Origin of the sequence: Marisediminitalea alba, assembly GCF_002993365.1 — a bacterium.
Classification (GTDB): Bacteria; Pseudomonadota; Gammaproteobacteria; order Enterobacterales; family Alteromonadaceae; genus Alteromonas; species Alteromonas alba.
In genome coordinates this window covers 1-12,120 of the sequence record NZ_PVNP01000052.1, presented here as the reverse complement: position 1 = coordinate 12,120, position 12,120 = coordinate 1, and the positions used below count along the sequence as shown (strand labels likewise).

Genomic DNA, 12,120 nt, shown 5'->3' with positions numbered 1-12,120 from the left:
GGTTCCCGCTTTTGTTGGTTTTAGCGTTGGCTGCTTTTAGACTTAGGTCTATAAATACGCCTTAAAGGTCATCAGGCTGCAACATTTTCTAGATCGACCCGGGCAACTGGTTTATATTTTACTAAGTGAAAAGAGCCATAAACTGGCTGACAAAGGCTTACAACGAAGCAAGGTGAAATAAACCTGTCAAGGTTATTCACCAAAGCCGTCCCCGCAGCAGTTACGGGGGAAAATTGCCAACATAACAACAAACAGGCCAGCCTTAGCGCGCTAATGTAAGGGCTGGCACCGCGAATGTGAAACGTGATGATGACATCCGGCACATGACGCTTGAGGGCAAAAAAGGAACGCTATGAAATTGCATTTAACCGGCTGCTTACTACTGATGATGTTGATCAGCTTAGTCAGCTATCCGGTTGCCGCACAAAATACGCCTCTCAGAGGGCCAAAAGACGCAACTAACCAGTATTCTGGCGTTGTCTTCGGGCCTATCGACGGCAACGATACCCTGTGGCGGGTAGCCAGCCGCTATCGTCAAAATCCTAACCTGTCTATTTACCAGGTGATGGTGGCAATTTATGAACTTAACCCCGATGCCTTTGAACAAAACAACCTGAATCTGATGGTAGATGGAGCAACATTAAAGCTTCCATCCGAACGTTACATCGCCCGTATCGATAAAGAGAAAGCCCGTCAAAAAGCCGAAGCCGATGACGCCGCCTTTGCCCGCATGGCGAGTCAACCCGGCGACAGCCTGAATAACCTTAAACCACCGGTGCCCCTGGTTAATCAGGATGACCTGACACAAACCAAAACTCAGTTGGAGCAACAGCTCAGCCAGATTGATGCCTCTCAGGCCCGTCAGTTTGAACAACTGCGTGATCAATTTGCCGCCTCTATCGACAGTGTGCAGATGCTGTTAGACGATAATCGTAAGCTTTACGAACGCATCGAGAAAATCAATGAAGACCTTAGTGCCTTGCGCGGTCGCGTTGATGATGAAGTTGAAGTGAAGGTGGATGAGCAACTGGCATTACAGCGTGAGTTGCGAGAACTGATTTTAAGCGAAAAGGCCGCTAAAGAAGCCGAGCAGTCAAATTCGTTTATGGAAGCCCTCACCAGCCCCATGGCACTTATAGCCGGAACCGGTTTATTAACGTTTTCTGCCATTGCCGGGCTGATTGTGTGGTTAATGAAACGCAAGTCAAAGCCTGAAGAAGAAATTACCCTGCCGCCAAAAGAGTCTGCGCCTGAACCTGAGGAGGGCATTGCCGATCTGTCCACTGCTCTGGAGTCTGAGCTTGGTGATGATGAGCTGTCGGATGAAGAGCTGTTCAACGATGACGATCTGCTCGATGACGTGTTGTCGACAGAACTGGAAGAGTCACTCAATGACGACGACAGCTTTGCTGATCTTAACGATGACATGCTGGTGCCGGATGAGTCCAAGGAAGAGTCCTTCGAGGAAGGTGACTCTGCACTGGATCAGGACGACCTTGATAGTCTGTTTGATGATGAGTTCAGTAATCAGGAGTCTGGTGAGGCCATCGATCTGTCGGATGATGATGACTTACTCGATAACTTCGACCAGGATGAAGGCAATGACGACCTGGCCGATTTCTCAGAAGAAGCTGTAGAAGATGAACCAGAAGAACCAGAGCAAACTTCAGACGAAGAGCTGGCCGCGTTACTTGATGATCCGGAGCAGGTTTATCAGACAGATACCGCGCCGGAACCTACCTCAGATGCCGAAGATGACAGCGGCGATATTACTGATGCCGATGATATCGATGCCATTTTAGCGGCACAACAAGGCGCCCCAAAAGCTGCAGAATCCAGCGGAACCGACGAGGAAGAAGCTCCGGAAATCTCAATCGATGATTTGCTGGAAGAAAATAAACTCAGCGAAGAAGAAAAAGCCAACCTGCCGGTAGACGATGGCCCGGTAGGCGAAGAAATGCTCGAAAAACTGGATGATGAAATCACCCAGCAATCACAGGCTCTCGACCGCCTGACTGACAGCATCATCAGTGAGATTGACCAAATCGAAATGATGGGTGATTTAGCGGGCGACCTGGATGATGACGATGACGAAGAGGGCGATCTGCTGGACGACGCCATCGCATCTGAAAGCGCCGAGAGTGATGAGTCAAAACTGCAGAGTATTGATGACATCACCGACGATCTCGATGAAATAGATTTTGATAACATCGAAAATGCCGATGCCTTTGACGATCCGTTATCCGATGAGTTACTGGCAGAACTCGAAGCCGAGTTACCGGAAGACGTCGCTACAGATGAAACTACTGCCGAATCAGGCGAAGACGAATTCGATGAAGCGCAGTTTGAGCGGGAAGTCAGTGACGATTTAACCGACGAACTGCTGAAAGAGCTTGAAGGTGACCCAGAAGACGAGCCAGAAAACGATGAAGGAAAGGAAGACTCGTCGCTGGATGCCGGGACTGATGACGTCGATGAATCAGACCTTGAGGATGACCTCACTCGTGAGTTGCTCAGTGAACTTGAGCAAAGCGAAGAAGATGATGATGTGGTGGAAGTTGAAGCTGATGAGGCATCACTTACCCCGGATGAAGAGCAAACGTCTGACATCGATGAAGCGCTGGCTGAAGACAATCAAGATTTTGACGACCCGTTAACAGATGACCTGCTGGCTGAATTGAGTGCCGAAGAAAACGAAGGAAATGATGCTGGCGATGAGGATGAACAAACCCAGGCGCTGACTGAAGAACTCGATGAACTGGATAGCTCGGAACCCGCTTGCAGCCCGGATGAAGAGGTCACGGTGGAAGATACCACCGAAGAAACGCCTGATGAACTATCTGAAGAGCTTGAACCGGAATTACCAGACATCGACACTGCCGAGCCAGAGCCAGAGCCAGAGCCAGAGCCAGAGCCAGAGCCAGAGCCAGAGACAGAGCCAGAGCCAGAGACAACTGAAGATACTGATAGCAGTGACGATCTGAGTGATGATGCATTAGACCAAGCCCTGGCCGAATTTGATCGGCAGATGATGGATGACATTCCGTCGTTATCCGGTGAAACAGAATCAACTGAAACAGAGCAGTCAGATGATATCGATGACGATATTCTCGGACAGGCACTGGATGATTTTGAGAGTGAAATCGATAGCTTCGAACTTGAACAAGAGCAGGATGGCGTATTACCGGGAGAGAGCGAATCTCAGCAAGAGCGCTCCAGTCGCCCGGGTGATTTCGATGAGCTTGAGGATGTGCCGGGCCTCGATGAGTGGCTTCACGACAGCGATTCAGGTGAAGAGGCAGCCATTCTGGATGAGCTGGATAAAAGCGAATTTGATGAGTTGCTCGGTGCCATTGATAACGAGGACGAAGCTAAGCCAGAAGAGGAAATCGAAGAGCTGGCACTGGATAATCCAGACCTTGATTTAAATGCGCTATTCAGTGAACAGCCAGAAAGTACAGAAGAAGAATCTTCAGGCTTTGAGCCGGTGGCAGAAGAGCCTGCAACGCCCGAGGAAGACTACGTTGATGTAGAAACCCTCATGGCCCAGGCCGACGATGTGCCGGAGGCCGAAGATGAAAAAGATCTGGACCTCAATGTCAGTTTGTCTGAATTCAGCGGCGTCAGCGACGACGATGACGTATTTGATATCGATAAAGATGCGGGACAGAACGCTAACCTCGACCTGGCCCGGGTTTACATTGAAATGGATGATCCGGAAGCCGCTAAAGAGCTGCTTGAAGAAGTCATGAACAAAGGCTCTGAAGCGCAACAGGCAGAAGCCCAAAAACTCATCGATACCTTGTAGTGCAGGCAATGTAATGGTTAAACCAATGATGAAATTATTTGTCTGCGGGATGTTACTGAGTTTTGCCTGCGGAACCTTTGCCAGACAGATAGATACTTCACTACTGGTTGGCACCTGGGGCAATTCTGAAGATGGCGGCAACACTTTCTGGGGCTACGGGATGATGGCACGCTGGTATCGTGGGGCACTTATCCTGAAACTGATTTCAGCTATAAAGTACGGGCCGATTACGAGGTAAAGGTTAAGTTCGGCACTTTTTCCTGTCTTACCATTACCGAATCCAGCCCCATCACCGACTTCGTTGGTGAGTTCTGGTGTGATGAAATCGTTGAGCTAACCGCTGAAACGTTTACGTTCAAAAGTTCAGATGGTGAACTTACCACCCTCTACCGGATGCCCTGAAGCGTACTTACCAAAATTAACGCTACCAAAGTAGACCGCCTTTTCCTTCATCATAATTTTTCGGCCAGTCGTGGCATTGGCGTTCTTTACATTCTATATTTGGCGCACAATAAATTCGGGAAATAACACTTCAAACGATGGACGCTGATAATAATGAAAAATAAATTAGTCACCCTGTTAGCCGCGGCAATTGGTCTAACTGCCATCGGGCTGGCATCACCGAGTATCAAAGCGCGGCAGACAGTGCAAACCGAAGTACTCGACATCATTAAACAGGATGTTAGTTCATCCACCCTTTCTTATGACATTGTAGAGTCCTTAACCACTGAAGTGGGGGCCAGAATGGTTGGCACGCCGGGAGCCGATGCGGCAACCGACTGGGCCATGGCGAAAATGAAGGCACTGGGTTTCGATAAAGTATGGGTTGAGGAAAGCCAGGCGCAACTGTGGCAGCGAGGCGATCTCACGGCCAGCATCACCGCGCCTTACCCCCACAAAGTGGTAGCTATCGCACTGGGCGGCAGTGTAGGTACCAATGGCCAGGCAATTAACGCCGAAGTGGCCTATTTTGACGATTTAACCGCACTACAGGCTGCGCCGGAGGGAAGTCTTAAAGGCAAGATTGCTTATGTTGGTTACCGTATGGAACGCCATATTGATGGTCATGGCTATGGTAAAGCGGTTGGTGCCAGAGTGGCAGGCGCCTCGGCAGCGGCCAAAAAAGGTGCGCTGGCGTTTATTATGCGCTCGGTAGGTACAGACACCGACCGTATTGGTCACACCGGGATGATGCGCTACGAAGAAGGTATAGCAAAAATACCGGCGGTGGCCCTATCTAACCCTGATGCGGATTTGTTGGAAAATATGTTACGCCGTGAGCAGCCTGTCACGTTTTCATTAAACACCAGCGCCAGCGGCCCAACAGGGGACACTGTCACTATTGCTAATGTTATTGGTGAGGTGACCGGCGCTGAAACCCCTGACGAGCTGATTACACTGGGCGCGCATATCGACAGTTGGGACGTAGGTACCGGTGCTATTGATGATGGTATTGGTATTGGCATCGTGCTGGCGGCCGGACATTACATTGCCACAATGGAGCAGCGTCCGGCGCGTACTATTCGGGTTATTTTGTTCGCGGCTGAAGAAATTGGGCTGGTAGGTGTGCGCGATTATGTGGCCCAACACAAAGCAGACATGTCGCAACATATGCTTGGCGCCGAGTGGGATTTCGGCAACGGACGCATTTATGAGCTGGAGCCGGGAGTAGGGCCTCAGGCGCTGGCCTCTGTGCGTGACTTTGCCAACTATCTGGCTCCTATGGGCGTTGGATTGGCAAGTACTAATACTGCCAAAGGCCAGTCGGACATGAGCTTGCTGGGCGAAGCGGGTCAGCCGGCGTTTAACTTTGCTCCGGATGGCCTCGATTATTTCGACTACCATCACACCGAAAACGACACCCTCGATAAGGTGGATCAGGACGCCCTGAAAGTGAATACCACCATTTACACCCTGTTTGCCTGGTACGCCGCAAACAGTGGCGTGGACTACCGTCAGTAAAGTAAGTCAGCGGGGCAGAGCAGTTGCTTTGCCCTGAATACTTGCCGGCAAATGCCAATCTTCCTGTTTATCCGGATTGCCCAACGGCTTCGCTTTACGTAAACTTACGCGCCTCATAGCAACGCAAAGCAACAGAAGACATGACCCGAATAGCCCTTGGTATTGAATATGATGGTGCCCAGCACTTTGGCTGGCAACGACAGCAGGAAGTGCCCAGTGTGCAGGGCTATTTAGAAAAAGCGTTGTCGACAGTCGCCAACACCACTATTGAGGTGCAGTGCGCCGGACGAACCGATGCAGGCGTTCACGCAACCGGTCAGGTGGTGCATTTCGACTGTGATGTAGCGCGTCCACTCAAAGCCTGGACCATGGGTGTTAATGCAAATCTGCCAGATTCCGTTGCCGTGAAGTGGTGTACTGAGGTCAGTGATGACTTTCATGCGCGGTTTTCGGCTACTGGCAGGCGTTATCGTTACATCATCTATAACCACAAAATGCGCCCGGCAATTTTGCACCACGGGGTGACCCATGTGCACCGCGATTTGGACGAAAAACGCATGCATGAGGCGGCTCAGGCATTACTGGGTGAGCAGGACTTCAGCGCTTTCAGAGCATCGCTTTGCCAGTCTAAAACGCCATTTAGAAATGTCACCAAAGTCACCGTTACCCGCCAGGGCTGCTATGTGATTGTGGATATCAGTGCCAATGCATTTTTACATCACATGGTGCGTAATATTGTGGGTTCGCTGGTAGAAATTGGCAGCGGCCATCAGCCTCTCGACTGGATTGCTACCTTGCTGGTTGGCAAAGACCGCACGCAGGCCGCTGCTACAGCAAAGCCCAACGGTTTATATCTGGTGGATGTGGATTATCCCGCCTCCTACGGTTTGCCGCGAGCAATGCTGGGCCCACTGTTTTTGCCGGACAATTAAGCGTCGTCGGGTTGTCTGGCAGGCCTTTGACGAAATTAACAGCAAAATTCATTAGGCCATGCCAATAAAGCCGTTTATACGTATAAATATTCGTACTTCTTAGACCAGTTTTATTTTTCGCTATTGCGTTGAATATGCTCTAATATGTCGCCATATGCGGATATAATCCATCGTTTATTATTTCATCATCCTGTGCCGGGCACGAACAAGTATAAAAAGCCGGGTGTAACAGGTTAGCTAAAAGGACATCTCTGGCATGAGCTGGATACAAAAAATTCTTCCAAAGACACAAACTTCTACCAAAGGTAACGTTCCTGAAGGTATATGGACGAAATGTAATGGCTGTCAGGCCGTGCTGTATAAGCAGGACCTGGAAAAGCAACTGGAAGTTTGTCCTAAATGTGACAACCATATGCGTATTGGTGCCCGCCGTCGTCTGGATGCGTTCCTCGATGCCGGAGACCGTCAGGAGCTAGCCGGTGACCTTGAGCCGCAGGACGTGCTGAAGTTTAAAGACTCCAAGCGCTATAAAGATCGTATTACCGCAGCTCAGAAGTCGACTAACGAGAAAGATGCGTTAATCGTTATGCAGGGCAAACTGAAAGGCATGCCGATTGTGGTTGCCAGTTTTGAGTTTGCGTTTATGGGTGGTTCTATGGCGTCAGTGGTTGGCGCTCGCTTTGTTGCTGCAGTGAATGCGGCCATTGCCGCTAATTGCCCGCTGGTATGTTTTTCCGCCAGTGGTGGTGCACGAATGCAGGAAGCGTTGCTGTCGTTGATGCAAATGGCTAAAACCTCAGCGGCGCTGGCCAAACTGAGCGAAAAAGGATTGCCCTATATTTCAGTGATGACCGACCCGACCATGGGCGGCGTATCGGCCAGTTTAGCGATGCTCGGCGATATTAACGTAGCCGAACCCAAAGCTTTAATCGGCTTTGCCGGCCCACGGGTTATCGAACAGACTGTTCGTGAAAAACTGCCTGAAGGCTTCCAGCGCAGCGAGTTTCTGCTGGAAAAAGGCGCTATCGATATGATTGTGGATCGTCGTGAAATGCGCGATAAGCTGTACGGTGTGCTGGCCAAATTACATCGCCCTGATTAATTCAGGGCTTTTCAATTCCTATGCGTAAAACACTGCCGGAATGGCTCGAGTATCTTGAGTCCATTCATCCCAGCGCTATTGATATGGGACTGGACCGCGTAAATGAAGTAGCCCTTCGGCTTAATCTTCGTTTCGACGCCCGGGTTATCACCGTTGGTGGTACCAATGGCAAGGGCACTACGTCTGCACTGATTGAGAATGCCTTGTTAATTGAAGGCCAGACAGTGGGCGTATACAGCTCACCGCATTTACTCGATTACCGTGAACGTGTTCGTATTAACGGTGCGTTACCCGACGCTGATGCCTTTTGTGATGCTTTTGAACAAGTGGAACAAGCCCGTGGTGATATCAGCTTAACTTATTTTGAGTTTGGTACGCTGGCCGCTATGTTGATGTTGATGGCGGCAGAGCTCGATGTGGTTGTGCTTGAGGTTGGTCTTGGCGGACGGCTGGATGCCACCAATATTATTACCCCTGATTGCGCGGTGATAACCAGTATTGGCCTTGATCACCAGGACTGGCTGGGTGATACGCGGGAAAAGATTGCCGTAGAAAAAGCCGGTATTATTCGCTATGGCGGTAAAGTAGTGATTGGCGAACCTGAGCCCCCGCATACACTGCGCGAGGCGGTTAAGGCTCTGAATGCAGATGCCTGGTGGCAGAATCAGGAATTTAGTATTGCCCGCAGTACTGATGGTGCTGTTACCTTTAGGGCTGCAGAGCAGACTTTAGCACTATCAGATACCGCTATTCCGCTGAACAATGTCGCTACGGCGCTGGCTATACTCAAACATGCTGGTTTCATCGTAAGTGATGCGATCATGCAACAGGCCGTTGCCAATACGCAGTTGCCGGGGCGTCGTCAACTGATTGCCTCACAGCCGGCTACCTATCTGGATGTTGGTCATAACCCCCAGGCCACCGAATCACTCGCTGAGTGGCTCGATAGCAAAACATTTGAGCAGGTACATATTGTGGTGGCGATGCTCAACGACAAAGCGCCAGCGGCTTCGCTGGCCCCTTTTAAGCGTTTCGCGCCGCAGTGGTACTTTGCTTCAACACATGGTCCTCGTGGATTGTCAGCAGAAAAACTGGCGGCAGCCGTTGAAAATACCCCAACGCGTTTGTTCCCGGCTGTGACCGAGGCTTATGAGGCTGCTCGTCAGGATGCACAAAGCGAAGACCTTATTTTAGTGGTAGGTTCTTTTCATACAGTTGCAGATATCCTGGCGTTACCGCACAATACACAAAACTCATAACAGGATCACAATTAGTGGCGGCAGCGTTAAAGAACAGGTTGGTGGGCACTGTTATTTTGGTAGCAGTAGCGGTAATCATATTACCAGACATGCTGGACGGTAAAAAATCCAGCAACGGGGACGTGTTTGTTAATGTTCCGGCGGCACCAGCCAAGAAGCCTATTGTAAACCCTGAACCTTTTCCTGATGAACGGGTGGTGGCCTCTGCGCAGCGCCCGGTTGAAATTGTTAACGAAAAGCCGGTTGATGAGCCAGATAGTCCGGTTGAGTCTGCGCCGGAGACAAGCAGCGACAGCACGGCTCAGGTGAATAATTCGCCTAATGATGATCTGGCGCGCCAGACAGTAGTGGAAGCGCCGAAAGAATCTGAGCAAAATAACAGTTGGGTGATTCAACTAGGCAGTTTCAGGCATCAGAAAAACGTGAAGCAATTACTGGATAAGCTGGAAAGCGCGGGTTACCGTGCGTTCAGCCGGCCTATCGAAACCAGTTCCGGGCCGTTAACCAAAGTATTTGTAGGGCCCAACCTGAACAAACGCGAACTGGATGGTGCCATATCTCACCTTCAGGAATTAACCGGCTTACGAGGCAAAGTAACCCGTTTCAGTGTAAACAGCTAAATCAACAGGCTCATTCAGGACAGAATTGTTGACAGCCGGTGACTGGATAAAATTTCGGCACTGGTAATCAGGCTGACTTCTGGTAGAATGCGCGCGAATTTGACGCGATGGGGTTTGGTTCTACAGCCCGACACATCGTTAACAGGACGGGTAAGAATCTTCAAATGAATTGGCTGGATTACACGATTTTAGGTGTGATAGCGCTCTCCACGCTAATCAGTCTCGTGCGTGGCTTCGTCAAAGAAGCTATATCACTGGCAGTCTGGTTTGCTGCCATGTTTGTTGCCAGCCAGTTTTATGCCGACCTTGCCGTTTACTTCACGCGCATCAGCGACGAACTTATCCGTAACGGCGCGGCCATCGCCGCTCTCTTTGTGGCAACACTATTGCTCGGAGCCTTGTTGAATTACACCATCAGTCAACTGGTTCAGGCCACCGGCCTGTCTGGCACCGACAGAGCACTCGGTGCAGTTTTCGGCGCATTGCGCGGCATTCTGATCGTAAGTGCGCTATTATTTTTCCTGGATACATTTACGCCTTCGGCCTCATCAGACTGGTGGGGTGAGTCGGTGCTAGTGCCGGAATTTGCAATGATTATTGAGTGGTTTTTTAGTTACGTAAAAGACAGCTCCAGTTTTTTAACTCCCGCTTAAATAGGTAACCTACATGTGTGGTATTGTCGGAATAGTTGGTAAAACACCAGTTGCTCAGTCACTCTATGACTGTTTAACCGTTTTACAGCACCGTGGTCAGGATGCGGCTGGTATCATGACGATCGACAACGGTGTATTTAATCTGCGTAAAGACAATGGACTGGTTCGGGATGTGTTTCACACCCGTCATATGAAGCGCCTTACTGGGAATATGGGGATTGGCCATTGTCGCTATCCCACTGCCGGTTCTTCCAGTTCCGCAGAAGCTCAGCCGTTTTATGTCAACTCTCCTTTCGGGATGGCGTTTGCCCACAACGGTAACCTCACCAATGCCCTCGATTTACAAATCGAAGTCGCCAAAATAGCGCGCCGGCATATCAATACCACATCAGACTCAGAGATTCTGATGAACATTTTTGCCCACGAGTTATCACAGCGGACCACCGGGCTGACAGTGTCACCCAAAGATATCTTCGAAGTGGTCACTAATGTTCACAATAAAGCCCGCGGCGCTTACGCCTGTGTGGCGGCAATTATTGGTTTGGGTGTTGTGGCATTTCGCGATCCCAATGGTATTCGACCGCTGGCGCTGGGCAAGCGTATTACCGAAATGGGCGAAGAATATATGGTTGCCTCTGAGAGTGTTGCACTGGATGCCGTAGGTTTTCAGTTTATTCGTGACGTAGCACCGGGCGAAGCCGTATTTATCACCGAAGCGGGCGAGTTGTTCACCCAACAGTGCGCCCAGACGCCACTGACTTCACCGTGTATCTTTGAGTTTGTATACTTTGCCCGTCCTGACTCGTTCATTGACGGTATTTCTGTGTACGCCTCCCGCGTAAACATGGGTAAAAAGCTCGGTGAAAAGATTGCCCGGGAATGGGCCGACCTTGATATCGACGTGGTAATCCCAATTCCGGAAACTTCTATGGATGTGGCGCTACAAATTGCCATTACCCTTGATTTACCTTATCGTCAGGGCTTCGTTAAAAACCGCTACATTGGCCGTACGTTTATTATGCCTGGCCAGACTCAGCGTAAGAAATCGGTTCGCCGTAAGCTGAACGCGATTTCCTCTGAATTTAAAGGCAAAAATGTACTACTGGTTGACGATTCCATTGTTCGTGGTACCACTTCCGGCCAAATCATCGAGATGGCTCGTGAGTCGGGCGCGAAGAAGGTTTATTTCGCTTCTGCAGCACCTGAGATTCGTTTCCCGAATGTGTACGGTATCGATATGCCATCAGCTAACGAACTGATTGCCTATGGCCGTGAGATTGACCAGATTTCTGATTTGATCCAGGCTGACGGTCTGATCTTCCAAGATATCTCCGACCTAGTTGCTGCCGTTCAGCACGAGAATCCGCAAATTTCACGCTTTGAAACTTCGGTATTCGATGGCAACTACATTACCGGTGACGTAGACCAGGCATACCTGGAACGCATCGATGCGGCCCGTAACGATCAGGCCAGAAAGGCGCCGGTTGTTCAGGCTGAATTATCCAACCTGGATATGCATAACTTCGAAGCGTAACTGGTAGCGCAGATACTAAAAAGCCGTTCACATGAACGGCTTTTTTAATGGTGGTGCGCCGGGCATGGCGCGTAGTGCTTTAGCACTGTTCGACTCACTGTGGTGGTGAGTTGATGACTTGGAGGTGGAAGTCCTCTGCACACCCGGCAAGGGGAAGTGCTAGCCGAACGGCAAGGGTGTTCATCGTGAGGTGAAATCTGAAGGAAGCCGAAGGCAAAATGCTGGCCTGACGAACAGGAAGCGGTTTAGG

9 protein-coding genes are annotated in these 12,120 nt (G+C 50.2%); all 9 read left to right on the top strand.

The genetic code is table 11. The features are described 5' to 3' along the window. Window positions 1–352 precede the first annotated feature (352 nt). On the top strand, window positions 353–3,808 hold the full coding sequence (locus tag C6Y40_RS06755; protein WP_105933934.1) for a FimV/HubP family polar landmark protein: 3,456 nt from the start codon (window positions 353–355) through the stop codon (window positions 3,806–3,808). Between the two features lie 25 nt (window positions 3,809–3,833). After that, window positions 3,834–4,046 (top strand): hypothetical protein, encoded by a 213-nt coding sequence (locus C6Y40_RS06750; RefSeq protein WP_146129516.1) that lies wholly within the window; start codon window positions 3,834–3,836, stop codon window positions 4,044–4,046. Window positions 4,047–4,363: 317 nt separating this feature from the next. Then, complete coding sequence (locus C6Y40_RS06745) at window positions 4,364–5,770, top strand: M28 family peptidase (protein ID WP_105933932.1); 1,407 nt, start codon at window positions 4,364–4,366, stop codon at window positions 5,768–5,770. Between the two features lie 140 nt (window positions 5,771–5,910). Then, a complete protein-coding gene (truA, locus tag C6Y40_RS06740) occupies window positions 5,911–6,702 on the top strand; it encodes a tRNA pseudouridine(38-40) synthase TruA (protein WP_105933931.1) in 792 nt (263 codons plus the stop codon). Between the two features lie 256 nt (window positions 6,703–6,958). Then, complete coding sequence (gene accD / locus C6Y40_RS06735) at window positions 6,959–7,804, top strand: acetyl-CoA carboxylase, carboxyltransferase subunit beta (RefSeq protein ID WP_105933930.1); 846 nt, start codon at window positions 6,959–6,961, stop codon at window positions 7,802–7,804. A gap of 20 nt (window positions 7,805–7,824) precedes the next feature. Next, window positions 7,825–9,063 carry a bifunctional tetrahydrofolate synthase/dihydrofolate synthase gene (gene folC / locus C6Y40_RS06730; protein ID WP_105933929.1) on the top strand — a complete coding sequence of 413 codons (1,239 nt, stop codon included), beginning with the start codon at window positions 7,825–7,827 and terminating at the stop codon, window positions 9,061–9,063. A gap of 14 nt (window positions 9,064–9,077) precedes the next feature. After that, window positions 9,078–9,683: an SPOR domain-containing protein gene (locus C6Y40_RS06725; RefSeq protein ID WP_105933928.1), complete on the top strand. Its 606-nt coding sequence runs from the start codon at window positions 9,078–9,080 to the stop codon at window positions 9,681–9,683. Window positions 9,684–9,847: 164 nt separating this feature from the next. Then, window positions 9,848–10,336 (top strand): CvpA family protein, encoded by a 489-nt coding sequence (locus C6Y40_RS06720; protein ID WP_105933927.1) that lies wholly within the window; start codon window positions 9,848–9,850, stop codon window positions 10,334–10,336. A 13-nt stretch (window positions 10,337–10,349) separates the two neighbouring features. Further along, on the top strand, window positions 10,350–11,870 hold the full coding sequence (gene purF, locus C6Y40_RS06715) for an amidophosphoribosyltransferase (protein ID WP_105933926.1): 1,521 nt from the start codon (window positions 10,350–10,352) through the stop codon (window positions 11,868–11,870). Window positions 11,871–12,120: the final 250 nt, after the last annotated feature.